The organism is Pseudomonas sp. NPDC089918 (genome assembly GCF_050280605.1).
In the GTDB taxonomy this organism is placed as follows: Bacteria; Pseudomonadota; Gammaproteobacteria; order Pseudomonadales; family Pseudomonadaceae; genus Aquipseudomonas.
Genome location: NZ_JBNNVP010000011.1, coordinates 31,020 through 57,111, shown reverse-complemented (window position 1 = coordinate 57,111; position 26,092 = coordinate 31,020). Strand labels below are relative to the sequence as shown.

Below are 26,092 nucleotides of genomic sequence, written 5' to 3'. Positions count from 1 at the left end.
GAAGCTTATGCCCTGCAAGGCGCGGGGCACAATTGCCGCATTCCCCTGTGAGAGCGAGCCTGCTCGCGATGAGGCCATAACCGCCACCATAGATGCTGAATGACAGACCGCTATCGCGAGCAGGCTCGCTCCCACAGGTTCGGCGCGAATGAGCTCATTGCCTGCCTTGGTGATGAGGGGTTCAAAGGGCTTGCTTGGGGATTTCCAGCCCGCGAATCACCGCCGGCCTTGCCAGAAAACGCTCCAGAACGCGGGTAACATTGGGGAAATTCTGGATGCCGACCAGATCGCCGGCTTCGTAAAAGCCGATCAGGTTGCGCACCCACGGAAAGGTCGCGATGTCGGCGATGGTGTAACGCTCGCCCATGATCCAGTCGCGTCCTTGCAAACGGCCCTCAAGAACGCTGAGCAAGCGCTTGCTTTCGTCGACGTAGCGATCGCGGGGACGCTTGTCTTCGTAGTCTTTGCCGGCGAATTTGTTGAAGAAACCGAGCTGGCCGAACATCGGCCCGATACCGCCCATCTGAAACATCAGCCACTGAAGGGTCTCGTAACGCGCCGCCGATTCCTGCGCCAGCAGTTGCCCGCTCTTGTCGGCGAGGTAAATCAGAATCGCCCCGGACTCGAACAGCGCCAGCGGTTGATCCCCCGGACCATGGGGGTCGAGGATCGCCGGGATCTTGTTATTGGGGTTCAACGAGAGAAATTCAGGGGACAGCTGATCGTTGGTGTCGAAGCCCACACGATGCGGCTCGTAGGGCAGCCCGATTTCCTCGAGCATGATCGAAACCTTGACGCCATTGGGCGTTGGCAAGGAATAGAGCTGGATCCACTCCGGGTATTGCGCCGGCCATTTTCGAGTGATGGGGAATGCAGACAAATCGGTCATAAGGGGCATCCACGGGAAAAACGGAGTGAAGATCATAATGTAGGAGCTGCCGAAGGCTGCGATCTTTTGGCGTCCTCAGGGGGCGCGCCGAAGAGAAAGATCAACAGATCGCAGCCTTCGGCAGCTCCTACAAGGAGTAAGGTGTGTGCCGTGTCCATAAATCCGCAACATCCAGTCGATAACCTTTTCCCAATCCGTTCAAGGTTGCCGTTAAAGTGCCAGGCACCTCACTCGGATCGAACCAAAGGGCTTCAGAGGACTCTGAGCATTGCCCTGTAGGAAACGGACCCGGGTCAACGACATGGAAAACACCCTATGCTGGGAGCTCGCGGTGTCAAGGTTTGTCAGCCTTAACCGAATACGCTGAAGATGACCTATTCGATGATGAATCCATTGAAATTCGCCAAACGCTTCAAGCATCGCGCCTATATCTTCCTGCCCTCCCTGCTGGCGGTCAGCGCGTTGTTTTTGTCGCTTGAGTCCAGTGAAAGCCGCGCCCAACCGGCGGACGGCACCCAGACGCTGGTCTTCTTGCGCCACGCGGAAAAACCCGCGGGCGGACTGGGTCAGCTCAATTGTCAGGGGTTGAATCGCGCCATCGACCTGGCCACCTTGTTGCCGGAAAAATTCGGCAAGGCCAACTACGTGTTCGCCGCTAACCCGACACGCAATGTCGAGGAAGGCGAATTCGATAACTCCTACAGTTACATCCGCCCCCTGATGACCATCAGCCCCAGCGCGATCAAGCTCGGTTTGCCGGTGAACATCAACTTCTCGGCCAACGACACCAGCGACCTGGCGGATGAACTGCTGCACGACAAGTATCACAATTCGGTCATTTATACGGCCTGGTCCCACGGGTACCTGCCCGAGCTGATCAACAAGGTCGCCGGGGAAGCCGTCGGCGAGAAACAGAACATCACCGATGATTGGGCATCCAGCGACTACGACTCGCTGTACGTGCTCACACTGACCTGGCACAACGGCAAGGCCAGCCTGAAGAGCCACAGCTACAAGCAAGGTCTGGATAACGGTCAGGAGACCTGTCCGACGTAAGTGGTCGGGCGCTTGTCAGGGCCTCATCGCGAGCAGGCTCGCTCCCACATTTGATCTTCAGTGAACACAGATTCTGCGTACTACCGAGATCCAGTGTGGGAGCGAGCCTGCTCGCGATGGGGCCGGCAAAAACTACATTATCCCCGCTGATTACCCCGCTCCCGCAGGTATTCAAGCACCGCCCCCCGCTCCCCGACAAACTCGATCCGCGTCCCCTTCTTCTCCCGCTGAAACGCATACATCGGGTCGTAATATTCGCGCAGTAACCCTTCGATCCAGCCTCGGTGCAAATCCACCGCACCGCTGTTCGCCTGTTCCGCCAGCGCATCTTCCATCAAGGTCAACATCCGCTGATGGCGTTCGCCGCCCAGCCTTTTCTGGACATTGTTCAGGCTCGCCAGCAAACGCTCGGAAAACAGCGCGAAGCCTTCATCGCCATGCACTTCGATGAACTCGGCGCACAAGTCCACCACGTAATCGCGCAGGATTCGCTCGACCCGCCCTTCCAGGCTGTCTTCCAGCCAGACCATCGGAAACTGCTGCATGCCCTGATACAGCGGCAGCGGCAAGGCGCAACTACCAATCGCGCGGCTCTCGTCTTCCAGCACGAACTGTTCGATACCACGGGCACGTTTCTTCAGCACATCCACGGCCAGGCGGTTTTCAAAGTCGATGTTGGAGGGTTGGCCGGTGGCGCGTTTGCCGAAGCTGGAGCCGCGATGATGGGCGTGGCCTTCAAGGTCCAGCCCGTTGCTCAATTGCGTGAGCACCTCGGTCTTGCCGGTGCCGGTCATACCGCCCAGCAAAACGAAATCGCACTGGGCAATGGCCTGATCGAGCGTGTCGAGCAAGAAGGTGCGCATGGCCTTGTAGCCGCCACCGACCCGCGGATAGTCGATACCTGCTTCGTCCTTCAGCCACTGCTGAACGATCTGCGAACGCAGCCCGCCACGAAAACAATACAAATACCCATCTGGATGCGCCCGGGCAAATTCGGCCCAGGCCTGGATGCGCTCGGCCTTGATCTCGCCGGCCACCAATTGATGCCCCAGCGTGATGGCCGCTTGCTGACCTTGCTGCTTGTAGCAGGTACCGATCCGTTGCCGCTCGAGGTCATTCATCAGCGGCAAATTGACCACCCCAGGGAATGAGCCCTTGAGGAATTCGACCGGCGCGCGGGTATCCATCATCGGCCGGTCGTTGAGAAAGATGTCGCGGTAATCGGTGAAGTCGATGGACATCAAATCACCTCTACCGCGTTAGTCTGTCGCTCAACCAGTTCGCCGATCGGCTCAAGGGTCAGGCCGAGTTCGGCCGCCACCACCAAAAACTGTTCACTGCCCTCAGGCGTGACCGCAATCAGCAGACCACCGCTGGTCTGCGGATCGCAGAGCACGCGTTTGTGCAACTCCTGGAGCCGGCCGACCTTGCTGGCGTAGCTGTCGAAATTGCGCAGCGTGCCACCGGGCACACAGCCCTGATCGAGGTAATACTCGACGCCCGGCAGGCGCGGCACCCGGTCATATTCGATGCGAGCGGTCACGTTGCTGCCGTCGGCCATTTCCACCAAGTGCCCGAGCAGGCCGAAACCGGTGACGTCAGTCATCGCGGTCACACCGTCGAGCTTGCCGAAACGGCTGCCGGGTTTGTTCAGGGTGCACATCCAGTCGCGGGCCAGGCCGATGTCGGCATGGCGCAACTTGCCCTTCTTCTCGGCCGTGGTGAGGATGCCGATGCCCAAGGGTTTGGTGAGGTACAGCAAGCAACCGGCGGTGGCGGTGTCATTGCGCTTCATGTGGCGTTTTTCCACCAGTCCGGTCACGGCTAGGCCGAAGATCGGCTCTGGCGCGTCGATGGAATGGCCGCCAGCCAGTGGAATCCCCGCCTCGTCGCAGACCGAACGCCCGCCACGAATCACTTCCCGGGCAATCTCCGGCGCCAGCACATTGACCGGCCAGCCGAGGATCGCAATCGCCATCAACGGATCGCCACCCATGGCGTAGATATCGCTGATGGCATTGGTGGCGGCGATACGGCCGAAGTCGAAGGGATCGTCGACGATCGGCATAAAGAAGTCGGTAGTCGAGACCACGCCGCGTTCTTCGTCGATGGCATACACCGCCGCGTCATCGCGCGAGGCGTTGCCGACCCAGAGTTTCGGGTCCAGGTTTTGTGCGCCGCTGCCGGCCAGAATCACCTCCAGCACCTGGGGCGAAATCTTGCAGCCACAGCCTGCGCCATGGCTGTATTGGGTCAGACGAATCGGCTCGCTCATCAGGGGTGCACCTTGTGAAGTCAATGCCGAGGATTCTACAGCAACCCTGTGGCGAGGGGGCTTGCCCCCGTTGGGCTGCGCATCGGCCCCAAAACCAGACAATGCGGTTTTGGTTTACGACTGCTGCGCAGCCGAACGGGGGCAAGCCCCCTCGCCACAGCAAGCCCCCTCGCCACAAAATCTCCTTTGCCCGTCCTTGCCACAGATCGGGTTGATCATCTGCCAGTCGACACCACTTTGGTGCATATCCCCGCCAGATCCCCTTCGCCCTGAAAACCACTCCTTCTGCTCATCGCCCCGAAATCCTTGACCAAAAGGACAACAAAACTACCAATTCCCTCAATTTTTCAGCACTTTGAACAAAACTGGTATGCCTTGTGCAAACGTTTGCGAGTCGCCGATACCGGCCTGTTCGCCACCTAACCGCGTAAAACCCGCACCACCGGGCTTTCGATCCGCACGAAAAGGGACTTTTAATGCATTGCACCTCCAGCCGCGTCACTTGCTCGCGCACTTTGGCTGTTTCCTTGTTGCTGGCCAGCGTTACAGGACTACTCAGCAGCCACGTTTTGGCCCAACCGGCCACCGCCGAAGAATCCGCCCAGGGCGAAGCCCTCAGCCCTGAAGCCAGCCCGCCGAAAAAAGGCGCCTACCTGTCGGACTGGTTCAACCAGGACCTGACCGTCATCGGCAGCAAAGACATCAGCTTCGGCCCGCAACCGGCCGACGACATCTACCTGGAATATGAATACTTCGGCCGCAAGGGCCCGTTCGAGTTGTACGGCTACATCGACATTCCAAAGATCTTCGACATCGGCAACAGCCATGACAAAGGTGTCTGGGACCACGGCTCGCCGGTGTTCATGGAGCACGAACCACGGATCTCCATCGACTACCTGGCCGGCCGCAGCCTGGCCGTCGGGCCGTTCAAGGAGTGGTACGTGGCGTTCGACTGGATCTACGACCACGGCAGCAACAGCGCCAACCGCGCCAACACGCTGTACAGCGGCTTGGGCACCGACATCGACACCCATTCGCGGGTCAACCTGTCGGCCAACTTCTATGGTCGCTACCAATGGGAAAACTACGGCGCCAGTAATGAATATTCGTGGGACGGCTACCGCGCCCAGCTCAAGTACATCGTGCCCATCAGCAGTTTCAGCAACGGCGCTTCGTTGACCTACATCGGTTTCACCAACTTCGACTTCGGCTCCGACCTGCACAAGGACAACCCGGCCCGCACCGCCAACGCCACCGTGGCCACCAACGTGTTGCTTTACGCCTTCACCCACTTGCGTTTCACCCTGGTCGGCCGTTACTTCCACAACGGCGGCAACTGGGACGACGGCAGTGAGTTGAACTTCGGCGACGGTGACTTCCGCGCCCGTTCCAACGGCTGGGGTTACTACGCCGGTGTCGGTTATCAGTTTTAAGGCTCATTTGAATCAGGAGGTTTTATGAATGCAATGACGCGTCTTTCCTTATCCGTGGCCCTGGCCTGCGGCACTCTGCTCTCTTCTGCTGCCTGGGCTAGCGACGCACCGATCCAGCCGAAAGTGATGCTGATCACCATGTTCGCCCCCGAGGCGCAGAACTGGATCGATCGCCTGGAGCTCAAGCAAGAAGTGCGCGTACCGGGCCTGTCTGCCGAGTACCCGAATATTCGCTGCAACACCCGACAGGTGTGCCTGATGGTCACCGGCATGGGCCAGACCAATGCCGCGGCCTCGACTCTGGCTTTGGCGCTGTCACCGAAATTCGACCTGCGCAAAAGTTACTTCCTGATCGCCGGGATTGCCGGCATCAGCCCGCATCACGGCACCATCGGCACCACCGCGTGGGCGCACTACCTGGTGGAGTTCGGCACCCAGTGGGAGCTGGATTCCCGGGACGCGCCGAAAGACTGGCCGACCGGTTACCTGGGCATCAACACCAAAGGCCCGAACGAAAAGCCACCGCTGGACTACAAGACTGAAGTGTTCGAACTCAATCCGAAGTTGCAGGCCAAGGCGTTCGCCCTGAGCCACAAGGTTCAGCTGAGCGAGAGTAAGGAATCAGCGGCATGGCGCTTGAAATATCCATCGGCCCCTGCCAATCAACCACCGGTGGTGACCCAGTGCGACACGCTGGCGGGCAATACCTGGTTTTCCGGGACGCGGTTGAGCGAGCGGGCGGAAGTCTGGACCAAACTGCTGACCAATAACGAAGGGGTCTATTGCACCACTCAGCAGGAAGACAACTCCACCTACGAGGCGCTGCTGCGCGCCAGCCGCGAGGGGCTGGTGGATGTCCGGCGCCTGGCGGTGGTGCGCGCCGGTTCCGACTTCGACCGGCCGGCGCCGGGCCAGAGCGAGGTGGATAACCTGCTCAAATATGCCGATCAAGGTGGGTTTGTGCCGGCGCTGGAGAACCTGTACCGCACGGGGAATCCGTTGGTGCAGGAGATTTTGCAGAATTGGTCGGCTTGGGAGAAAGGTGTGCCTGAGGTCTGAGTCCAGCTTCAGTCCGTCATCGCGAGCAGGCTCGCTCCCACAGAGGTCTGTGTTGGTCACAAATCATGTGAGCGGCGCAGATCAACTGTGGGAGCGAGCCTGCTCGCGATAGGGCCAGAACATTCGACAAAGATGCCGACTGGGATGGTTCCGCCGGCGCACCTTGGGCCATAGGCTAGGATCATCTGGGGTCAGGAACGCTCCAGGATCACGAGGCGCCCGGCTGTCGCCAGTCACTGTCACCGTCCGACAATTCGACTGAATTTTCGCCGCGCCTCGTGATCCCTCTATAACTACAGGGAGGAATACGGGTTTTATGAACAACGCAAAACTTTTCGTCATTGAATACACCCTTCATGGCCAGCCCAAGTCTTTCATTATCCGCCTCGACAAAATGGACAATGCAGAGGCTTGGCACTGGGCAAGTTGCGATGCCGGAGTAGGCCGGATCCCGCGCTTTGGCCGTGAGAGAGTGCAAAAGACCAGCAAACCGCTGGCAGAGAAATTCGGCATCGAGAATGTGACCTGGCGACCGGCCAGTTGAGCGTCAAAAAGGAGGGGAAAAATTCAAACCGAAGTGGAGCCTGGACGGCTCCACTTTTTTGGCTGAACGGTCAGTGCTTTGCACACTTGCAGCCTTTGGTGGAGCATGCTTCGCCGTGTTCGTGATGTTTGGCGCAGGCTTCACAGCAATAGTGCTTGCCGTGACGCGCGATCGGATGTTCGCCCAGTTTGCAGGAACATTTGGGGCAGTCGCAGATACCTTCACTGTCGATCATGAGTCTGACTCCATTGTTGTGGTCGTCAAGGTGCCGCGGGTGCGCGACACCTGAAGCAAATGACCGCTCGTCCCCCAAACGGGTTCAAACAAACCCTTGGACGGTGTTTGCTTACTAATGAGGGTAGTCGCGATGCAGCTACTCATGGACGAACACTGCCGTGTGGCGAGGGGGCTTGCCCCCGTTCGACTGCGCAGCAGTTGTAAAACCGGCGAATGCGGTTTATCAGATATAACCAAGTTGAATGGTTCTGGGGTCGCTTCGCAACCCAACGGGGGCAAGCCCCCTCGCCACACAAGCACTCTCAATCAGATACGGAATTGCCCGACCAGTTGCCCCAGGCGCTGCCCCAGATCGGCCAGGCTGCGCGAGGTCTGGGCGCCGAGCTGGGTTTCGTCGGCGACGCTGTCTACGGCCACGGCGATCTGGTGCACGCTGCGGTTGATCTCTTCGGCCACGGCAGTTTGCTCTTCGGCGGCGCTGGCGATCTGGGCGTTCATCGAGTTGATGGTGCCGATCAATTGGGCCATGGCATCCAGAGACGCCCCCGCCTCGTTGGCCTGGGCCGACGTGCCGTCGCCGGCCTCGCTGGAGCGGCGCATGGCTTCGACCGCCGATTGGGTGCCGGCCTGCAAGCGGTCGATCATGCCCTGGATTTCCTGGGTGCTGATTTGCGTGCGACTGGCCAATGCACGCACTTCGTCGGCGACCACCGCAAAACCACGCCCGGCCTCACCGGCGCGGGCGGCTTCAATAGCGGCGTTGAGCGCCAGCAGGTTGGTCTGCTCGGCAATCGAACGGATCACCCCGAGCACGCTGACAATCGACGACACGTCTTTCTGCAGGCTGTCGAGCGATACGCCGCTGCTGCGAATGTCATTCACCAACGCATGAATCTTCACGATGCTGCCGGCCACCACACGCTTGGCGGCCTGGCCTTCTTCGTCGGTCTGCTGGGCAGCGACCGCCGCGTTTTGCGCACTCTTGGCCACTTCCTGGGCCGCCGCTGACATCTCATTGATCGCCGTGGCCACCTGATCGGTTTCGTGACGCTGGCGCTCCATGGCTTGATCCGAGCGCTGGGCCTGATCGGACACCTGATTCACCAGCCCGGTCAGTTGCGAGGTCATTTCAGTGATCTGGCGTACCAGACCGTGGATCTTGTCGACGAAACGGTTGAACGAGCCGGCCAGTTGGCCGAGTTCATCCTGGCTGGTGATGGTCAGACGCCGGGTCAGGTCGCCCTCGCCCGCCGCAATGTCGTCGAGGTTGGCTTTCATCAGGTTCAGCGGACGCAGAATGGTGTTGGCCAGCAGCATCCCGGCAGCAGCAATCACCAACAACACCACCGCGGCAATCCCGACAATGCTCAGCACCACGCCTTGCATGCGTTCCTGGACCTTGGCCTCGACCACTGCCACTTGGGCTTCGATGCCGTCGAGGTTGACCGAGGTGCCGACCGCCATGTCCCACTTCGGCAGGTATTCGGTGTAGCCGAGCTTGGGCACCAGCACTTGGGTGTTACCGGGCAGCGGCGAGCTGTATTGCAGGTAGTGAGTACCGTCCTTGGCGACTTTCACCAGGTCACGGTTGACGTAGACGCCGTTCGGGTCGCGGTTGTCCTTGAAGCTCTGGCCCACGCCTTCGGGGCTGTTGGCCTTGAACAGGCGCACGGTATTGGAGTCGTAGCCGAAGAAGTAGCCGTCCTTGCCATAGGTGATGCTCGACAGCAATTTGATCGCCTGCGCCCGCGCTGCGTCATCGCCGGGGGCGGCCGCGTCGTAGAGCGGTTTGATCGTGGTCATGGCCACGGCAACGTAACTTTGCAGGGTCGCCTTGGCATCGCTGAGCAGGCGCTGACGGGTTTGCTCGACTTCCTTGCTCGCCTGCTCTTGCAGGATAAACAACGTGGTCAGACTGATGACCAGCGCAAAGAGCAGCACCGGGAGGACGGCAAGGGACAGGACTTTAGCCTTCAGGCTCATGCGCATGACGTTCACTCTTTTGATTTTGTTGGCGTGGTTAAAGGCTATAACGGCAGGCCAATTCAAAAGTTGAACGCGATCATTGTGGGAGCGAGCCTGCTCGCGATGGCGGCGATACCTTCAGCATCAATGTGACTGACAGATCGCAATCGCGAGCAGGCTCGCTCCCACAGGGGTAGTAGCCGTTACAGAACCATCGCCGCCACCCAGCCAAACGCCAGCAATGGCAGGTTGTAGTGCAGGAAGGTCGGGACCACGGTGTCCCAGATGTGGTGATGCTGGCCGTCGATGTTCAGACCGGAGGTCGGGCCCAGGGTCGAGTCCGACGCGGGTGACCCGGCATCGCCCAATGCGCCGGCGGTGCCGACGATGCACACGATGGCGATCGGGCTGAAGCCCAGTTGCACGCACAACGGCACGAAAATCACCGCCAGAATCGGGACGGTGGAAAACGACGAGCCAATGCCCATGGTCACCAACAGGCCCACCAGCAGCATCAGCAACGCGCCAATGGCTTTGCTGTGGTCGATCCACGAAGCCGAGGACTCCACCAGCGTTTGCACTTGCCCGGTGGCTTTGATCACTTCGCCAAACCCGGAGGCGGCGATCATGATGAAGCCGATCATCGCCATCATCTTCATGCCTTCGGTGAACAGGTCATCGGTGTCGCGCCATTTGACGATGCCCGACACCGAAAAGATCAGGAAGCCCACCAGCGCCCCGATAATCATCGAGTCCAGCAGCAACTGAACAATGAACGCAGCGGCAATCGCCAGACCGGCAATCACCAGGCTCATGGGGTTGTACTGCACCGCGACCTGTTCGACCTGCTCGATCTTTTCCAGATCGTAAACGCGCTTCTTGCGATAGCTGATGAAGGCTGCCGCGAGACCAAAAACCATGCCCAGCGCCGGAATGCCCATGGCATGGGTGACGTTGATACCGCTGATGTCTACTCCGCTACGGGCGACGTTGGCCAGCAGGATTTCATTGAGAAAGATGTTACCGAAGCCCACGGGCAGGAACATGTACGGCGTGATCAGCCCGAACGTAATGACGCAGGCAATCAATCGACGGTCCAGTTGCAGTTTGGTCAGCACATATAACAGTGGCGGCACCAGCAACGGAATAAAGGCGATATGAATCGGCAAAATGTTCTGGGAGGCGATGGCCACCACCCACAGCAGGCCGATCAGCAGCCATTTGACGTTTCCGCCACCGTTGGCGTGCTGGCGATCGACCATGGCCAGGGCCCTGTCGGCCAGCGCATGGGCCAGGCCGGACTTGGCAATGGCCACCGCGAACGCGCCGAGCAAGGCATAGGACAACGCAACCGTCGCCCCGCCGCCGAGGCCGCTATTGAAAGCTTTAAGGGTCGCGTCGATGCCCAGGCCACCGGTCAAGCCACCGACCAGCGCGCCCACAATCAGCGCGATCACCACATGCACGCGGGACAGGCTGAGTATCAGCATGATGCCGACCGCGGCAATTACTGCATTCATTGTTGTTACCTCAAAGCAGCGCGGTGAGGCAATCACCGCCAAACGGAATGAGTCCGGCCGGCAGTCTGTATGAGCGCCGCCAGCGGATTAGGAGAAATGGGTTTTATTAGAGGGCGCGCACTGTGCCGGACCGCTGCCGCCTTGTCAAAGCCAACACCTGTAGGCGCTGCCGAAGGCTGCGATCTTTTGATTTTCAACGACCTCGATGACGCCAGAAGATCAAAAGATCGCAGCCTTCGGCAGCGCCTACGGGATGTGAATCAGTGTCATAAGGGTATGAGTTGTGTCAGGCGACATTGATATTGACTGTACCGCCGCTATCGCGAGCAGGCTCGCTCCCACAGGGGTAGTGGTTGTCCGCAAAATTTGCAGGCAATACAGATCCAATGTGGGAGCAACTGTCTTGATGGTTTTTACTTTGAAGGCATATCGATGTTGACTGTGCCGCCGTCTTCGCGAGCAAGCCCGCTCCCACAGGTTAAGCAGTGTTCTTTGGATCGGGGTCAGCGTTTGGGCAGTTCGATCGTGACTTTCAACCCGCACCACTCGCTTTCCTGCAACTTCAACACCCCGCCCCACGTATCGACGATGTCGCGCACGATGCCCAACCCCAGCCCATGCCCATCCGTCTGTTCATCCAGCCGGGTACCGCGGCTGAATACCTGAGCGCGCTGGTCTTCGGGAATTCCCGGCCCATCGTCTTCCACGCTCAACTCAAACCCTTCCGCCGTTTCGACCACGCTCAGCCGCACCTCGGCATCCGCCCATTTGCAGGCGTTGTCCAGCAGGTTGCCGAGCAACTCCAGCAGATCTTCGCGATCCCACGGCAGTTGCAAACCGGCAGGCGCGCGGTAGCTCAAGTCGAGGTGTTCGCCGTGGATCATGTTCAACGTGGCTAACAACCCCGGTAGCTCGGCATCACAATCGAACAACGCTCCCGGCAGTGCATCCCCGGACAGCCGGGCGCGGTTGAGTTCGCGATTGAGCCGTTGCTGAACCTGTTCCAGTTGCGCCTGCATGACTTTGCGCAACTGCGGGTGAGCATCGAGTTTTTCGCTGCAAGCCAGGCTCAACAACACCGCCAGCGGGGTTTTCAAGGCATGGCCGAGGTTGCCCAAGGCGTTGCGTGAACGCTTGAGGCTGTCTTCGGTGTGGGCCAGCAAATGGTTGATCTGCGCCACCAGCGGTTCCAGCTCCAGCGGTACTTCTTCGTCGAGTTGCGAACGCTGGCCCTGCTGCAATTGGGCGATTTGCTCGCGAGCCTTTTCCAGGGGGCGCAAGGCGCGGCGCACGGTGATCCGTTGCAATAGCAAAATCAACAACAGCCCCGCCAGCCCCAACCCCAGACCGACCTGCTGCATGCGCCGAAAGCTCTCGCGCACCGGGGTGTAGTCCTGGGCGACGCTGATGGAAATCGCCTGGCCCAACCGGCGATAGTCCGAACGCAACACCAACAACTGCTGGCCTTCCGGCCCCAATTGCAGATTGCTATGCAGGCCAGGATGTCCAAGCTGCGGAAGCTCCTGATCCCATAACGAGCGGGAACGCCAATGGCTGTTGGCGAAATCGATACGAAAGTAATGCCCGGAGAACGGTCGCTGATAGGCCGGCGACAAATGCCGCTCATCCAGTTGCAAACCCTGCGGCCCACGCACCAGCGCCACCAGCAGGTTTTCGCTGTCGTTGCGCAACCCGTCTTCGAGGTAGCGTTGCAACCCCATTTCGAACAGCCACAGGCTGGTTTGCGCCAGCACCAGGCCGACGATCACCATCACGCTGATCAGGCCCAGGCTCAAGCGGCGCTGGATCGACCTCACTGGGCTTGCCCGCCGAACAGGTAACCCTGACCGCGACGGGTTTCGATCACGCTGCGGCCGAGCTTGCGTCGCAGGTGGTTGACGTGAACCTCCAGCACATTGGAATCGCGCTCGGTTTCACCGTCGTAGAGGTGTTCAGCGAGGTGGCTTTTGGAAAGGATTTGTTCAGGGTGCAGCATGAAGTAACGCAGAAGGCGAAACTCGGCGGCGGTGAGCTGGATGTCTGCACCGTCGCGGGTCACGCACTGGCGACCTTCATCCAGATGCAAACCGGCGGCCTTGAGCGTCGGCTGATTGGCGTGACCGTGGGAGCGGCGTAACAATGCCTGGACTCGCAGGTGCAACTCTTCGGGGTGAAACGGTTTGGTCAGGTAATCGTCGGCGCCGGTCTTGAGACCTTCGATCCGCTCGGCCCAGGAACCGCGCGCAGTGAGGATCAGAACTGGCGTGGCCAAGCCGCCGGCCCGCCATTGCGCCAGCACGTCGAGCCCCGGCAAACCCGGCAGTCCCAGGTCAAGGATGATCAGGTCATAAGGCTCGCTGCTGCCCTGGTACACCGCATCGCGGCCGTCGGCCAGCCAATCCACCGCGTAACCCTGCCGGTTGAGGCCGGCCATCAATTCGTCGGCCAGCGGCACGTGGTCTTCCACCAGGAGCAAACGCATCGGTCAGTCTTCCTTGTCTTTCAGTAAATGGCCGGTGATGGCGTCGAGGTCCAGCTCGCGCACCATACCTTCGGCGGTCAGCAGCTCGACCTCGTAAATGTAGACGTCGTGCTTTTCCTCAAGCTCGGCTTCCAGCAACTTGGCCCCGGGATAGAGGTCCAGCGCTTGCTGCAAGAGCTGCTCCAGCGGCAGGATCACACCTTGTTGGCGCAGGCGCAGGGCCTCGTCCTGATCCAGGTCGCGGGCCATGACCACCGAGCAAAATGCCAGGAGCGCCAGCGCCATCCGACTGCTGGCGCGTCGATTTAAACAAAACACCTTCATTACGTATCCTGATGATCCTTGAGAACCTGCCCGCTGACAGCGTCCAATTCCAGGTCCCACTCAAGGCCCTGCGGGTCGCGCAGTTCCACCTGGTAGATGTACTTGCCGTACTCTTCTTCAAGCTCGGTTTCGCTGATTTTGGCGCCGGGGTGTTTGGCCAATGCCGTGGCGTTGAGCTTCTCGAAGGACACAATGGTACCAGCGTCGCGCAGTCTCAGGGCTTCGTCGGGGCCGAGGTCGCGCGCGTGGGCGATACTGGCGGTCAGGCTGATAAGGGATGCGGTGAATAGGGCAGTCAGGATTTTCATGGGGTGTCTCCGTATTTTTTTATGTGTTGCTACAAGAGCTACCTTAGTGATTCGAACTTAACTGAAACTGAATTGCCATCATAGGAGATAGCAACACGACATCACTGACACACAAATCCCTGTAGGAGCTGCCGAAGGCTGCGATCTTTTGATCTTTGGCTACGTCATGAACGCCAAAAATCAAAATCAAAATCAAAAGATCGCAGCCTTCGGCAGCTCCTACATTGATCGGGGGCGCTTAACATTCAATAAATATGTCGATTGTTATACCGCTTTCGCGAGCAAGCCCGCTCCCACATAATCCCCCGCCTGCCAGACATCGAGACCGGTTATGACCGCGATCCACATCAAGTTCCCTTCCCTGACTGTCAAGGCCGGCCCGCGAGCCTTGGCGCGCATCCGTGCAAATGGCTTGAGCGCCGCCGATGTGGGCACGCTGCCGGGTGCCGCCGGTGGCCCGAAAGCGTTGGGAATTCAGGGGCTGGATCTGGCGCTGTTCGGCGAATGGCTGCCGGCGGCGCCCCGGGAGCGTTCGCTGATCGGCGCCTCGGTGGGTTCCTGGCGGTTCGCCAGCGCCTGCCTGCCGGATGCCGCCGAAGGCATCCGCCGCCTCGGTCATCTGTATACCGGGCAGAATTTCGCCAAGGGCGTGACCATGGCGCAGATCAGCCAGAGTTCCCGACGCATGCTCGATGACTTGCTCGACGGCCGCGATGCCTCGATTCTGGACAACGCCCACTACCGACTGAACATCATGGTGGTCAAAAGCCATGGCCTGCTGGCGGACGATCATCGCGGTCGGCTGGGGCTGGGCCTGTCATCGGTGATCGCCGACAACTTGCGCGGGCGGGCGCGGCTGTCGCGGCATTTCGAGCGGCTGATCATCCATGACCCGCGTCTGGCGCCACCGGTCAACGCGCTGAATGACTTCCCGTCGCGCTTCGTTGCGCTGGATGCCGGCAACCTGCGCCAGGCCCTGCTCGCCTCCGGTTCGATCCCGATGGTCATGCAAGGCGTGCGCGACCTGCCGGGTGCCGGCGCCGGGACGTTTCGCGATGGCGGACTGCTGGACTATCACCTCGACCTGCCCTACAGCGGCAACGACATTGTGCTGTATCCGCACTTCACTGATCGAGTGATCCCCGGCTGGTTCGACAAGACCCTGCCGTGGCGCCGCGCCTGTCCTGCGCGCTTGCAGGATGTTCTGCTGCTGGCGCCGTCAAAGGAATATCTGGCGCGCCTGCCCTTCGGCAAACTGCCGGACCGTAACGATTTCAAGCGCTTCATGGGCGACGCCCCGAGCCGGCAAAAGTACTGGCGCGTGACGATGGATGAAAGCCGCAGGCTAGGTGACGAGTTTCTCGAACTGACCGCCAACGGTCGCCTCGGCGAGCGCTTGCTGACCCTCTAGTGCCCTGTCTCGCTAATACTGTTCCTTTTTGACGGTGGCTGTTGTCGCCATGCTGCGTTGCCGCTCCTCGCCATAGCGGGCTATGACTCGTCGCGGCGCCTTGCCTGACGACAACAGCCACTCGCCAAAAGAGGAACGTATTGGTGAGACAGGACACTGGTCAGTGTTTTCCCGCATCGCCAAACACAAGCTGGTAAACTCGCCACCTGCCCCTATCGCCGCGGCGATCGCCACCTGACAGAGCTGAACATCACTGTGGAAATCTTCAAAGAGTTTACCTTCGAGTCCGCCCACCGCCTGCCCCACGTGCCGGACGGCCACAAGTGCGGTCGCCTGCACGGTCACTCGTTCAAAGTGGCGATTCACCTGAGCGGCGACCTTGATCCGCACACCGGCTGGATCCGCGACTTCTCGGAAATCAAGGCGATCTTCAAGCCGCTCTACGAGCGCCTGGACCACAACTACCTGAACGACATTCCCGGCCTGGAAAACCCGACCAGCGAAGTGCTGGCCAAGTGGATCTGGAATGAATTGAAGCCCCTGCTGCCGGAACTCAGCGCGATTCGCATCCACGAGACCTGCACCAGCGGTTGCATCTATCGCGGTGAATAACCCCCGAGGGAGATTCTGTGGCGAGGGGGCTTGCCCCCGTTGGGTTGCGAAGCAGCCCTAAAATCTCTGATACACCAAAGATCTTGTGAGTGCTACGCACTCAAACGGGGGCAAGCCCCCTCGCCACAGGGCTCCCACAAGGGGCAACTGCGTTTCGTCAGTGAATAGAGAAACAGCCTTCAATGGCTGTTTTTTTATGCTTATGCTTCTTGGCTCGCACATGCCAAGAGGACGCTCCCATGGCTGACTGGCCGCTGGCTCAGACCTATCGTTTCAATGGGCACTCCGTGCGCTACGCCGTACGTGGCGACGGTCCGCCGCTGGTGTTCGTGCATGGCACGCCCTTCTCTTCTTATGTATGGCACCGGATTGCGCCGCACTTCATCACCACGCACCGGGTGCACTACTTCGATCTGCTGGGTTACGGGCAATCCACACAGCCGGACGGCGATGTGTCGCTGGGCGTACAAAACCAACTGTTGGCGCAGTTGCTGGAGCACTGGGGCCTGCAACGGCCAGACGTGGTGGCCCACGATTTCGGCGGCGCCACCGCGTTGCGCGCGCATCTGCTCAATGGCAAGGATTACCGCAGCCTGACGCTGATCGATCCAGTGGCGCTGTCGCCCTGGGGTTCGCCATTCGTGCAGCATGTGCGTCAGCATGAAGCCGCATTCAGCGGATTGCCCGATTACATTCAGCAGGCGATTGTGCCGGCCTATATTCGCGGCGCGATCAAGCGCGAGATTCCCGATCAAGAGCTGGCGCCCTATGTGCGGCCATGGCTTGGGGAGCCTGGGCAAGCAGCGTTCTATCGGCAGATCGCGCAGATGGATGAACGTTATACCCGCGAGGTCGAAGGGCTGTATCCGACGGTTCGCTGCCCGGTGCAGATTCTTTGGGGAGAGGACGATCAGTGGATTCCCATCGAGCGCGGCCGGGCGCTGCAACAGATGATTGCCGGGTCGCAGTTTCATGCCATTGCGAATGCCGGGCATCTGGTTCAGGAGGATGCGCCGGAGGTGATTGTGGCGGCGCTGCTGCGGTTTTTGCCGTTGGCCGGTTGATGATGATCGTTCCCACGCTCTGCGTGGGAACGCCTCAATGGGCGCTCTGCGTCCGCCTCGGAATGGACGCGGAGCGTCCCGCGCTGCATTCCCACGCAGAGCGTGGGAACGATCAACAAATGTTCCAATTTGACTCAACCCCGCACCGCTTTCGTGCCTCTCTGCGGGCCAACTCCGTCGGCTCGGCTATAAATAACTACGCCACCCCACGCTTGGCACGAGCACTGCAACACCCCCCGCGTCCTCCATCCAGCAAGGAACGCCATATGACGCAGAACGATTCGGGCAACGATTACCCCCTCAGCGAAGTCCCGATGCATGCCCGCAAGGGACTTGCCTCCACCGCCATGGTGCTACTGGGTTTTACCTTCTTCACCGCGACCATGTTTGCCGGCGGCAAGCTCGGTGTGGCGTTCAGTTTCGGCGAGATGATGGCGGTGATTATCGTCGGCAATCTGCTGCTGGGGATCTACGCCGCTGGGCTGGGCTACATCGCCTTCAAGAGCGGCCTGAACTCGGTGCTGATGGGACGTTTCTGCTTTGGTGAAGTGGGCAGCAAACTCAGCGATCTGATCCTCGGCTTCACCCAAATTGGCTGGTATGCCTGGGGCACCGCGACGGCGGCAGTGGTGCTGGGAAAATATTTCGAACTGAGCGAGGGCACGGTTCTCGGGTTGATGGTGCTGTTCGGCCTGGGCTTCTGTGCCACGGCCTACATCGGCTATCGCGGGTTGGAGATTCTGTCGTACATCGCCGTACCGGCCATGATGTTGCTGCTGATGCTGTCGATGTGGGTCGCGACGGTGAAGGTCGGCGGTCTCGAGGGCTTGCTCGCGGTGGTTCCGACAGGAACGCTGGATTGGTCGACCGCGATTACCCTGGTGTTCGGCACATTCGTCAGCGGTGCGACGCAAGCCACCAACTGGACACGCTTCTCCCGTTCGGCGCGGGTGGCGGTATTGGCGAGCCTGATCGGCTTCTTCGTCGGCAACGGTCTGATGGTGCTAATCGGTGCCTACGGCGCCATCGTCTATCAGCAACCGGATGTGGTCGAAGTGCTGCTGTTGCAAGGCTTCGCCATGGCCGCGATGGCGATGTTGCTGCTCAACATCTGGAGTACTCAGGACAACACCATCTACAACTTCGCCGTCGCTGGCTGCAACCTGCTGCGCACCGACCGTCGCAAAACCGTGACCCTGGCCGGCGCGGTGATCGGCACGCTGCTGGCCCTGCTGGGCATGTACGACATGCTGGTGCCTTACCTGATTCTGCTGGGCACGGTGATTCCGCCGATTGGCGGGGTGATCATGGCGGACTTTTTCTTCCGCTATCGGGGTCACTATCCCCGCCTGGCGGATACGCAATTGCCCGCGTTCAACTGGTCTGGCCTGACTGCCTATGCGGTCGGCACGGTCGCCGCCTTCAACTCGCCATGGGTCGCGCCGCTGGTAGGGATTGCCGCTGCCGCGCTAACGTATGTGTTATTGACCGGCGTACTGGGTGCCCGTACCGCCGACGCGCCACTCCAAGATCTATAAGAAGGATTGCCTGATGCACATCATCAACGCCCGTCTGCGCAACCAAGAAGGCCTGCATGAGTTGCACCTGGAAAACGGCCTGATTCACAGCATCGCCCGGCAAACCGAAGCCCCATCACTGGGGCCTGACGACCTGGACGCCGGCGGTAATCTGGTGGTACCGCCCTTCGTCGAGCCGCACATTCACCTCGACGCCACCCTGACCGCTGGCGAGCCGCGCTGGAATATGAGCGGCACGCTGTTCGAAGGCATCGAGTGCTGGGGCGAGCGCAAGGCGACCATCACCCACGAAGACACCAAGACCCGCGCCAAAAAGACCATCCAGACCCTCGCCGCCCACGGCATCCAGCATGTGCGCACCCACGTCGACGTCACTGACCCGGAGCTGACCGCGCTCAAGGCAATGCTCGAAGTCCGCGAAGAAAGCCGTCATCTGATCGACCTGCAAATCGTCGCGTTCCCTCAGGAAGGCATCGAGTCGTACCGCAACGGTCGGGAGCTGATGGAAGAGGCGATCCGCCTGGGCGCCGATGTGGTCGGGGGCATTCCGCATTTCGAATACACCCGCGATCAGGGCGTGAGCTCGGTGAAGTTCCTCATGGACCTGGCCGAACGCACCGGTTGCCTGGTGGACGTGCATTGCGACGAAACCGACGACCCGCACTCACGTTTCCTTGAAGTGCTGGCCGAAGAGGCCCGCAGCCGCGACATGGGTTCGCGCGTCACCGCCAGCCACACCACGGCCATGGGCTCCTACGACAACGCGTACTGCGCCAAGCTCTTTCGGCTGCTCGGGCATTCGGGGATCAGCTTTGTCTCCTGCCCCACCGAAAGCATTCACCTGCAAGGACGCTTCGACAGCTTCCCGAAACGCCGTGGCGTGACTCGGGTGAATGAGTTGCTCGAAGCGGGGATGAATGTGTGCTTCGGCCAGGATTCGATTGTCGACCCGTGGTATCCGCTGGGTAACGGCAACATCCTGCGGGTGCTCGAGGCTGGTTTGCACATCTGCCACATGCTCGGTTATCGCAATCTGCAGAGCGCGCTGGATCTGGTGACCGACAACAGTGCCAAGGCCATGAACCTGGGTGATCGCTATGGGCTGGAGCAAGGACGGCCGGCGAATCTGCTGATTCTGTCGGCGGACAGCGATTATGAGGTGATCCGCAGCCAGGGCCTGCCGCTGTACTCGGTTCGCGGGGGCAAGGTGTTGATGAAGCGGCAGATGCCGGTGGTGGATTTTTTCAGCGATCTGAGCTGAAGTTCAGGTTGTCTGGGCTGACGCCATCGCGAGCAGGCTCGCTCCCACATTAGATCTTCGGTGGACACGGTATTTGTGTACACAACGATCCACTGTGGGAGCGAGCCTGCTCGCGATGGCGATCTAAATTTCAACCCATCAACCGCGCCGTACCAAACAACCTCACCCGACTCAATTCACCATCCACTTCTTCCAGCAAAATCGGCGCCGTGCCGCCAGGCATGACCACCTTCACTGCCCCGGCCGCCACCCAACCCACTCGCCACGCCGCACACGCCACCGCACTGGCGCTGGTGCCCGACGAGGCGGTCGGCCCTTCGCCACGCTCGAACACCCGTGCAACGATTCGGCCCTCGGATTCAAGCATCGCCCATTGCAGATTCACACCCGCCGGACACGGCTGCCCTGCCCCGGTCGGCATGGCATAGGCAATACGCATCAAGCCTTGCGCCAATGGCGGCTCACGCATCTGCTCATTGCTCGGCAACGCGTCGGCATTCGCCAGCAGCGTCACGCAATGCGGATTGCCGATGCGCACAAACTGGCTCCGGCTCCAGGCAGGATCAAGCGCTGACAACGGCTGCACATGGCTGACTTCACGATCATTCAGCGTCACGCGTTCAACCTCGCGCGCACCCACCGCTTGCGGCCCGAACGAAGGCTTTCCCAAATCCAGCCAGAACCCTTGCACACCATCGATTTCAGCGGGTTTCACTGAAGTCTCCACCGGCGAAACCGCGTCGCTCTTGTCGTGATGAACCCGCAGCTGACAGGCCTCTTCCGGCATCAGCCCTTGTTCACTCAGGGCCTGGGAAAAAATCGTCAGGCCGTTGCCACTGCGCTCGGCCAGGCTGCCGTCGGTGTTGACGATCAGCAGGTCAAACGGCGGCGACGATTGAAACGGCCCCACCAGCAGACCATCGCAACGATGCGCCTTGCTGCCGGGTGGTTGTGTCCCGGGAGCCCAGCCGCAGAATGCCTCGATGGCCGACAACGCCCAGGTTTCCCGGATTTGCGCGGCACGGCAGGCCTGTTCAGGCAGCTCTATACCGCTGCCGCGCAGGGCGTCAGGCGCCACCACCGCATAGATATTGCCCCGAGCATCGTACATCCGCGTCATGGCGCCCCTCTCTATGAACAATTGATGTGTCGACGATATCGCGAAACAGCGGCCGGCTGTGCAAGGATGTCACCCTGCCTGACTGCTCCCCCGCCCGGACGTGATGATCGAACCCTTTGCGGTTGTTCAATGTCCCTTGGGGACGCGACGTTTTTTGCCAAGGATCGATATGACCAACCTCAACACCCAAGCGACCTTCGTCCCCGGACGTCTGGAACAGATGTCCACCCGCATCGCCTTTTTCATCGCAGGCTTCGGCATCGCGGCCTGGGCGCCGTTGGTGCCTTACGCCAAGGCGCGGGCCGGGCTGGATGAAGGAACCCTTGGGCTGTTGCTGTTGTGTCTGGGGGTGGGCTCGATTCTGGCGATGCCGATGGCCGGGATTCTGGCGACGCGCTTCGGCTGCCGTCGGGTGTTGAGCGGCGGCACCTTGTTGATCTGTGCGGCACTGCCGCTGTTGGCGACGGTGTCTACGATTCCGGCGTTGATCGCGGCGTTGTTCATGTTCGGCGCGGGCCTGGGCACGGTGGATTCGACGGTGAACCTGCAAGCGGTGATCGTCGAGCGGGTCAGCGGCAAGACCATGATGTCGGGTTTTCATGGGCTGTTCAGCCTCGGCGGGATCGTCGGCGCGGCGGGTGTCAGCGCCCTGCTCGGTTTGGGTTTTTCGCCGCTGGGGGCGATGTTGGTGGTGATCGTGATTCTAGTGCTGGCATTGCTTAAAGCCGCGCCGCACCTGTTGCCTTACGGCAGTGAAAGCTCCGGCCCGGCATTCGCCGTGCCCCATGGCATCGTGCTGTTTATCGGCGGGATGTGCTTCATTGTGTTCCTGGCCGAAGGCGCGGCGCTCGACTGGAGCGCGGTGTTCCTGGCGCAGGAGCGCGGGATCGACACGGCGTATGCCGGGCTGGGTTATGCGGCGTTTGCGCTGACCATGACCGTCGGGCGCTTGACCGGCGACAGAATTGTTCGGCGTCTTGGTTATACGCGGGTGATTGTGTTCGGTGGGCTGACGGCCGCGGCGGGCCTGGCGCTGGCGACGTTCGCACCGGCGTGGGAGGCGGCGCTGGTGGGTTATGCGTTACTGGGGGCTGGCTGCTCGAACATTGTGCCGGTGCTGTATACCGCCGTCGGCAAACAGACCGTCATGCCGGAAAGCATCGCCGTGCCGGCCATTACCACGTTGGGCTATGCAGGGATTCTCGCCGGGCCTGCGGTGATCGGCTTTATCGCCCATGGCAGCAGCTTGAGTTTTGCCTTTGGGTTGATGGCGGTGTTGCTGGTGGCCGTGGCGATTGGTGGGAAGGTGTTGAAGGTTTAACAGCATCGCGAGCAGGCTCGCTCCCACATTTGATCTGCGTCGTACACAAATCTTGTGTTCACCGAAGATTTATTGTGGGAGCGAGCCTGCTCGCGATGAAGTCAACTCGGTCTATCAGAACCCGACGCTGGCCTGCACAAAGAACGTACGCGGTGCGCCGACGTACATCCCCGAGTTGTTGTCGCTGGAGCGGGTGAAGTACTGCTTGTCGAAGATGTTCTTCACCCCTGCCCCGACTTTCAGGTTCGACAGTTGCGAGCCAAAGTCATACCCGCCACGCACGTTCCAGGTGACGTAACCCGGGATGTCGCCGTACTGGCCGTCCGCGCTGCCTTCGGTGATGTAGTTGCCGCTGAAGCTGCCATCAGCGTTCACCGCGGTGCCCGGCGAGCGCTGTTTGGACTGGGCAAAGGCATCGAGGTTGTAGGTCCAGCGGTTGATGTCGTAACGCAGCCCGGCAGTCGCCACCTGACGCGAGTAGAACGGTAGGTCACGGCCCTTGAAGCCTGGAATCTCGCCTTCATAAACGGCGCGTGTGTAGGTGAAACCGGCGTTGGCGGTCAGGCCGTCGAGTCGTGGGTCCAGCGCCGCCATGTCGTAGTGCACCGAGGCTTCAAGGCCCTGGTGCGTGGTGGCGCCGAGGTTGGTCCAGCCCACATCGTTACTGATGTACTGCAGTTCTTTATCGAAGTCGATGTAGAACAGCGTCACTTCCCCGCCCCACACGTCATCGTTGTAGCGCGTACCGATCTCGTAGGTCTTGGCCTTTTCCGGGTTCAGGCCATTGGCGGTGTTGTCACCCGAACCACCCTGACCGAGCTGGAAATATTGCAGGCTGCCGAACGAGGTTTCGTAGTTGGCGAACAGCTTCCAGGCCTCGGACATGTGATACATCACGCTCAGGGCCGGCAGCGGTTCGTTGCTGTCGATGCTGCGGCGTTTTTCCTGCACAGGTTTGCCGGCGGTGTCGAGAACCGGTCGGTCGTGCCATTCGGTGCTGATGCTTTCAAAACGGATGCCGGGGGTCACGGTCCAGTTGCCGACGTCGATCTTGTCATCGATGTACACGGCGTGGGCTTCGGTGCCGCCGGTGCGGTCCTGGAACACATGACCATCGGAGGTTTTGGTGACCACCGGCTGATTGTTCACCAGCGCCAGGCGGCTCGCCTCTTCATGCATGCCCTCTTTCAGGTAGCGATAACCGACGCTGGCTTCCTGAGTGGTCGGGCCCAGATCGAATACATGGGACACCCGCGGTTCGATGCCGAAGGTGTAATAAGTACGCGGATAGGAGCTGAGGGTTTTCTGGTCGCGAGCGGCGATGGTGCTGCCACGGAAACTGTCGGAATAGTAGGTCAGCACTTCGGCCTGGGTGCGGTCGTCGATCTGCCGAATCCACTTGAAGGACACATCCTTGCGACGGCCGCTGAAGTTGTCATGGTCACGATCGGACTGGAACGGATCGGCATCGTACTGCTTCTGCGTCAGGCCGCCGGGCATGTCGGCGCTGGCGTCGTAGTAATGGAAATTGAGGCTGAAATCGTCCTGATCGGTGGGTGCCCAATGGGTCTTGAGGATCACGTCGTCGATGTCATTGCTGTTGTTGCTTTTACGATAACCGTTGCCGTTCACCCCGGAATACAACAGCGCCACGCCCATGCCGTTATCGGCGGTGCCACCGAGAAACGCGGTGTCGATGTGTTTCCAGCCACCGCGCTGAGTGGTTTCCAGGGTGGTGCCGATTTCACCGGTGGCTTTCTCCGGGATCGCCCGGGTGACGAAGTTGATCACGCCACCGACGTTCTGCGGCCCATAACGCACGGAACCGGCGCCGCGCACCACGTCGATGCTGTCGAGGTTGCCGGAGGAAATCGGCGCCATGGACAGCTGCGGCTGGCCATAAGGGGCGAAGGCCGCCGGCACGCCGTCGATCAGCACAGTGGAGCGTGGCGACAGGCGTGAGGTCAGGCCACGCACGCCAACGTTCAGGGAAATATCGCTGCCGCCGGTGCCGTTGGCATCCTGCACTTGCACGCCGGGTACACGACGCAACACATCACCAACGTTCATCGCGCCCTGCTCGACCATGGCTTCACGACGGATCACCGTGCGCGCGCCGGGATGGTTTTGCACCACGGCGGCGTCGGCATCACCGAGCCAGTCGCCGACCACTTTGATGTCCGTCACGCCCAACTCCAGCGGACCGTTGGCGGCGGAAGTCGGGGCTGGCATCAGGGTCACCGAGCCTTCATCGATCTGGTATTGCAGGCCGCTGCCTTGCAGCAATTGGCGCAAGGCTTGTTCCGGCGAGAGATTGCCGTCGACCGCCGGGGCTTGTTTGCCGGCCACCAGTTCAGGGCTGAAAAAAACCTGCAGCGAGGTTTGCTGGCCCAGCTGACTCAAGGCCTGGCCCAACGGCTGCGCCTGAATATGAATGGTATCCGCAGCGAACGCCTGGGGCAGCGCCGAGCTGACCGCCAAGGCGAGAGCGAGGGGCAGCCAGGATGATTTGTTATTTTTAGCGGTGGTTTTCTTCACGTCGAACATTGTCCTGTGGATCGCAAAAGTGTGCGGCTGTTAATGCAAACCAGTTGCAGTTGGACAAGAAGACGAAGAACTCGAAAAAAACCTGAATCTATCGGGCAATTATTTCCTGACTGCCGTCATCGAGGGTCCGAATGGCCACCGGCAGAATGCTCGGCAAGGCCTTGAGCAGCGCGTCGGTGTTGTCGGATTTGAACACACTGGTCAGGCGCAGATTACCCACTTTGGCGCTGCCGACCGTCAGCGGTTTTTGCCGATAGCGCGACACCTCTTCGGCCACCTCGCTGAGGCTGGCGTTGTTGAACACCAGTTTGCCGCTGCGCCATGCGGTCAGTTCTGCAGGGTTGACCGCATAAGCGGCGGCGACAATGCCCTGGGCATTGACGCGAGTACCGAGGCCGGCGGTGAGGCTGATGAAATCAGCGCCGTCACCTTGAACCTTGACCGTGCCCTGTTCTACGACGACGCGGGTTTCGGTGCTGTCGCGACGCACGTCGAAACGGGTGCCGGTGACAGTCACTTTGCCGCTACCCGCCTCGACCACGAACGGTCGGCTGCTGTCGTGCTCGACGCTGAACATCGCCTCGCCTTGCGTCAACTCGATGCCGCGACGATCTTTTTCATAGCGCACCTGCACCCGGCTACGGCTGTTCAGATCAATCACCGAACCGTCCGGCAACGCCACATGACGACGTTCGCCAAGGGCCGTGGAATACTCAGCCGTGTAGGTCGCCGGAGGGTTCAAGCCACTGAACAGCCCCAGGCCAAGCGCCACCGCCAACACACTGGCGGCCACCGCATAACGCACCAGCGGACGACGTTTGCCGCGGGCCGGCGAAGTTTCGCACAAGGCGTGCAAACGCTTGGCCGGCAGCAGATCGGCTGCCGCCCACAGGCTCTGGAGCATTTGATATTCGTCGCGATGCTGAGGGTGTTCGTCCAGCCAGCTCTCGAAGCCACGCTGTTCTTCGGCGTTGACGGCAGGCTCCTGCAAACGCACAAACCACCGCGCCGCGTCGTCGCGAACCGTTGTTTGCCCGCACGCACAATCACGAGTATCCATCATGGAAAGTCCTGTTTGGCCGGGGATGAAAAGGCGCACCGCACCTGCCTTTCGTAGGAGCTGCCG

23 protein-coding genes and 1 pseudogene are annotated in these 26,092 nt (G+C 60.4%); 10 read left to right on the top strand and 14 right to left on the bottom strand.

Annotated features, from left to right (window positions below):
* Positions 1-181: 181 nt before the first annotated feature.
* Positions 182-889, bottom strand: a complete 708-nt coding sequence (locus ACQKPC_RS10515) for a glutathione S-transferase family protein (protein ID WP_427624462.1) — start codon at positions 887-889, stop codon at positions 182-184.
* Between the two features lie 381 nt (positions 890-1,270).
* Here ACQKPC_RS10515 and ACQKPC_RS10510 point away from each other — a divergent pair, with 381 nt between their 5' ends.
* Positions 1,271-1,945 (top strand): histidine phosphatase family protein, encoded by a 675-nt coding sequence (locus ACQKPC_RS10510; RefSeq protein ID WP_427624460.1) that lies wholly within the window; start codon positions 1,271-1,273, stop codon positions 1,943-1,945.
* Between the two features lie 137 nt (positions 1,946-2,082).
* On the opposite strand, the gene mnmH is transcribed toward ACQKPC_RS10510, so the two are convergent.
* Entirely contained in the window at positions 2,083-3,186 is a 1,104-nt protein-coding gene (gene mnmH, locus ACQKPC_RS10505) for a tRNA 2-selenouridine(34) synthase MnmH (RefSeq protein WP_427624458.1), read from the bottom strand.
* On the bottom strand, positions 3,186-4,220 hold the full coding sequence (gene selD / locus ACQKPC_RS10500; RefSeq protein WP_427624456.1) for a selenide, water dikinase SelD: 1,035 nt from the start codon (positions 4,218-4,220) through the stop codon (positions 3,186-3,188). Before selD ends, mnmH begins: the two co-directional genes overlap by 1 nt.
* A 476-nt stretch (positions 4,221-4,696) precedes the next feature.
* Here selD and ACQKPC_RS10495 point away from each other — a divergent pair, with 476 nt between their 5' ends.
* The 3 genes from ACQKPC_RS10495 (at position 4,697) to ACQKPC_RS10485 (ending at position 7,256) form a co-directional block, all read left to right on the top strand.
* On the top strand, positions 4,697-5,653 hold the full coding sequence (locus ACQKPC_RS10495) for a nucleoside-specific channel-forming protein Tsx (RefSeq protein WP_008071167.1): 957 nt from the start codon (positions 4,697-4,699) through the stop codon (positions 5,651-5,653).
* Between the two features lie 24 nt (positions 5,654-5,677).
* Entirely contained in the window at positions 5,678-6,712 is a 1,035-nt protein-coding gene (locus tag ACQKPC_RS10490) for a purine-nucleoside phosphorylase (protein WP_427624453.1), read from the top strand.
* 316 nt (positions 6,713-7,028) lie between these two features.
* The gene (locus tag ACQKPC_RS10485) at positions 7,029-7,256 is read left to right on the top strand and encodes a DUF6555 family protein (RefSeq protein ID WP_008071169.1); all 228 of its coding nucleotides are present in this window, start codon (positions 7,029-7,031) and stop codon (positions 7,254-7,256) included.
* A 70-nt stretch (positions 7,257-7,326) separates the two neighbouring features.
* Here ACQKPC_RS10485 and ACQKPC_RS10480 read toward each other — a convergent pair whose 3' ends face one another.
* The 8 genes and pseudogenes from ACQKPC_RS10480 to ACQKPC_RS10445 all read right to left on the bottom strand — a co-directional run bounded on the left by ACQKPC_RS10480 (position 7,327) and on the right by ACQKPC_RS10445 (position 14,092).
* Positions 7,327-7,491, bottom strand: a complete 165-nt coding sequence (locus ACQKPC_RS10480; protein WP_427624451.1) for a metallothionein — start codon at positions 7,489-7,491, stop codon at positions 7,327-7,329.
* 308 nt (positions 7,492-7,799) lie between these two features.
* On the bottom strand, positions 7,800-8,555 hold the full coding sequence (locus ACQKPC_RS10475) for a methyl-accepting chemotaxis protein (protein WP_427624553.1): 756 nt from the start codon (positions 8,553-8,555) through the stop codon (positions 7,800-7,802).
* 102 nt (positions 8,556-8,657) lie between these two features.
* Positions 8,658-9,476, bottom strand: a pseudogene (locus ACQKPC_RS10470) (cache domain-containing protein); the annotation flags it as partial.
* 185 nt (positions 9,477-9,661) lie between these two features.
* Positions 9,662-10,978, bottom strand: coding sequence for a Na+/H+ antiporter family protein (locus ACQKPC_RS10465; protein ID WP_427624449.1), 1,317 nt, complete (start codon positions 10,976-10,978; stop codon positions 9,662-9,664).
* Between the two features lie 503 nt (positions 10,979-11,481).
* A complete protein-coding gene (locus ACQKPC_RS10460) occupies positions 11,482-12,795 on the bottom strand; it encodes a sensor histidine kinase (protein ID WP_427624447.1) in 1,314 nt (437 codons plus the stop codon).
* The gene (locus tag ACQKPC_RS10455) at positions 12,792-13,460 is read right to left on the bottom strand and encodes a response regulator transcription factor (protein WP_008071174.1); all 669 of its coding nucleotides are present in this window, start codon (positions 13,458-13,460) and stop codon (positions 12,792-12,794) included. The genes ACQKPC_RS10460 and ACQKPC_RS10455 overlap by 4 nt, the downstream gene beginning before the upstream one ends.
* A 3-nt stretch (positions 13,461-13,463) precedes the next feature.
* Positions 13,464-13,784, bottom strand: coding sequence for a PepSY domain-containing protein (locus tag ACQKPC_RS10450; RefSeq protein WP_427624444.1), 321 nt, complete (start codon positions 13,782-13,784; stop codon positions 13,464-13,466).
* Positions 13,784-14,092: a PepSY domain-containing protein gene (locus ACQKPC_RS10445; protein ID WP_427624442.1), complete on the bottom strand. Its 309-nt coding sequence runs from the start codon at positions 14,090-14,092 to the stop codon at positions 13,784-13,786. Before ACQKPC_RS10445 ends, ACQKPC_RS10450 begins: the two co-directional genes overlap by 1 nt.
* Before the next feature lie 331 nt (positions 14,093-14,423).
* On the opposite strand from ACQKPC_RS10445, the gene ACQKPC_RS10440 reads away from it, so the two are divergent.
* The 5 genes from ACQKPC_RS10440 (at position 14,424) to codA (ending at position 19,978) form a co-directional block, all read left to right on the top strand.
* Positions 14,424-15,503, top strand: a complete 1,080-nt coding sequence (locus ACQKPC_RS10440; RefSeq protein ID WP_427624440.1) for a patatin-like phospholipase family protein — start codon at positions 14,424-14,426, stop codon at positions 15,501-15,503.
* Positions 15,504-15,758: 255 nt separating this feature from the next.
* Positions 15,759-16,115, top strand: coding sequence for a 6-carboxytetrahydropterin synthase QueD (gene queD / locus ACQKPC_RS10435; RefSeq protein ID WP_003173033.1), 357 nt, complete (start codon positions 15,759-15,761; stop codon positions 16,113-16,115).
* A gap of 239 nt (positions 16,116-16,354) precedes the next feature.
* Positions 16,355-17,179: an alpha/beta fold hydrolase gene (locus tag ACQKPC_RS10430; RefSeq protein ID WP_218399068.1), complete on the top strand. Its 825-nt coding sequence runs from the start codon at positions 16,355-16,357 to the stop codon at positions 17,177-17,179.
* Between the two features lie 266 nt (positions 17,180-17,445).
* Positions 17,446-18,717, top strand: a complete 1,272-nt coding sequence (gene codB / locus ACQKPC_RS10425) for a cytosine permease (RefSeq protein ID WP_192343261.1) — start codon at positions 17,446-17,448, stop codon at positions 18,715-18,717.
* A gap of 13 nt (positions 18,718-18,730) precedes the next feature.
* Positions 18,731-19,978: a cytosine deaminase gene (gene codA / locus ACQKPC_RS10420; RefSeq protein WP_427624437.1), complete on the top strand. Its 1,248-nt coding sequence runs from the start codon at positions 18,731-18,733 to the stop codon at positions 19,976-19,978.
* Positions 19,979-20,108: 130 nt separating this feature from the next.
* Here the strand turns inward: codA and ACQKPC_RS10415 are convergent, their stop codons facing one another.
* Positions 20,109-21,098, bottom strand: a complete 990-nt coding sequence (locus ACQKPC_RS10415) for a diaminopimelate epimerase (protein ID WP_427624432.1) — start codon at positions 21,096-21,098, stop codon at positions 20,109-20,111.
* A gap of 169 nt (positions 21,099-21,267) precedes the next feature.
* Here ACQKPC_RS10415 and ACQKPC_RS10410 point away from each other — a divergent pair, with 169 nt between their 5' ends.
* Positions 21,268-22,419 (top strand): MFS transporter, encoded by a 1,152-nt coding sequence (locus ACQKPC_RS10410; protein WP_427624430.1) that lies wholly within the window; start codon positions 21,268-21,270, stop codon positions 22,417-22,419.
* A gap of 114 nt (positions 22,420-22,533) precedes the next feature.
* Here ACQKPC_RS10410 and ACQKPC_RS10405 read toward each other — a convergent pair whose 3' ends face one another.
* Both ACQKPC_RS10405 and ACQKPC_RS10400 read right to left on the bottom strand, forming a co-directional pair.
* Positions 22,534-24,957, bottom strand: a complete 2,424-nt coding sequence (locus ACQKPC_RS10405) for a TonB-dependent siderophore receptor (RefSeq protein WP_427624428.1) — start codon at positions 24,955-24,957, stop codon at positions 22,534-22,536.
* A 97-nt stretch (positions 24,958-25,054) separates the two neighbouring features.
* Complete coding sequence (locus tag ACQKPC_RS10400; protein ID WP_427624426.1) at positions 25,055-26,029, bottom strand: FecR family protein; 975 nt, start codon at positions 26,027-26,029, stop codon at positions 25,055-25,057.
* Between the last annotated feature and the right edge of the window lie 63 nt (positions 26,030-26,092).

Excerpts from the sequence above, each read along its gene's own strand:
- selD (WP_427624456.1), bottom strand. The coding sequence starts at position 4,220 with ATGAGCGAGCCGATTCGTCTGACCCAATACAGCCATGGCGCAGGCTGT.
- codB (WP_192343261.1), top strand. The coding sequence starts at position 17,446 with ATGACGCAGAACGATTCGGGCAACGATTACCCCCTCAGCGAAGTCCCG.
- ACQKPC_RS10430 (WP_218399068.1), top strand. The coding sequence starts at position 16,355 with ATGGCTGACTGGCCGCTGGCTCAGACCTATCGTTTCAATGGGCACTCC.
- codA (WP_427624437.1), top strand. The coding sequence starts at position 18,731 with ATGCACATCATCAACGCCCGTCTGCGCAACCAAGAAGGCCTGCATGAG.
- ACQKPC_RS10450 (WP_427624444.1), bottom strand. The coding sequence starts at position 13,784 with ATGAAGGTGTTTTGTTTAAATCGACGCGCCAGCAGTCGGATGGCGCTG.
- ACQKPC_RS10485 (WP_008071169.1), top strand. The coding sequence starts at position 7,029 with ATGAACAACGCAAAACTTTTCGTCATTGAATACACCCTTCATGGCCAG.
- ACQKPC_RS10495 (WP_008071167.1), top strand. The coding sequence starts at position 4,697 with ATGCATTGCACCTCCAGCCGCGTCACTTGCTCGCGCACTTTGGCTGTT.
- ACQKPC_RS10510 (WP_427624460.1), top strand. The coding sequence starts at position 1,271 with ATGATGAATCCATTGAAATTCGCCAAACGCTTCAAGCATCGCGCCTAT.
- ACQKPC_RS10465 (WP_427624449.1), bottom strand. The coding sequence starts at position 10,978 with ATGAATGCAGTAATTGCCGCGGTCGGCATCATGCTGATACTCAGCCTG.
- mnmH (WP_427624458.1), bottom strand. The coding sequence starts at position 3,186 with ATGTCCATCGACTTCACCGATTACCGCGACATCTTTCTCAACGACCGG.
- ACQKPC_RS10445 (WP_427624442.1), bottom strand. The coding sequence starts at position 14,092 with ATGAAAATCCTGACTGCCCTATTCACCGCATCCCTTATCAGCCTGACC.
- ACQKPC_RS10415 (WP_427624432.1), bottom strand. The coding sequence starts at position 21,098 with ATGACGCGGATGTACGATGCTCGGGGCAATATCTATGCGGTGGTGGCG.
- ACQKPC_RS10455 (WP_008071174.1), bottom strand. The coding sequence starts at position 13,460 with ATGCGTTTGCTCCTGGTGGAAGACCACGTGCCGCTGGCCGACGAATTG.
- ACQKPC_RS10480 (WP_427624451.1), bottom strand. The coding sequence starts at position 7,491 with ATGATCGACAGTGAAGGTATCTGCGACTGCCCCAAATGTTCCTGCAAA.
- ACQKPC_RS10515 (WP_427624462.1), bottom strand. The coding sequence starts at position 889 with ATGACCGATTTGTCTGCATTCCCCATCACTCGAAAATGGCCGGCGCAA.
- ACQKPC_RS10475 (WP_427624553.1), bottom strand. The coding sequence starts at position 8,555 with ATGGAGCGCCAGCGTCACGAAACCGATCAGGTGGCCACGGCGATCAAT.
- ACQKPC_RS10400 (WP_427624426.1), bottom strand. The coding sequence starts at position 26,029 with ATGATGGATACTCGTGATTGTGCGTGCGGGCAAACAACGGTTCGCGAC.
- ACQKPC_RS10440 (WP_427624440.1), top strand. The coding sequence starts at position 14,424 with ATGACCGCGATCCACATCAAGTTCCCTTCCCTGACTGTCAAGGCCGGC.
- ACQKPC_RS10490 (WP_427624453.1), top strand. The coding sequence starts at position 5,678 with ATGAATGCAATGACGCGTCTTTCCTTATCCGTGGCCCTGGCCTGCGGC.
- ACQKPC_RS10410 (WP_427624430.1), top strand. The coding sequence starts at position 21,268 with ATGACCAACCTCAACACCCAAGCGACCTTCGTCCCCGGACGTCTGGAA.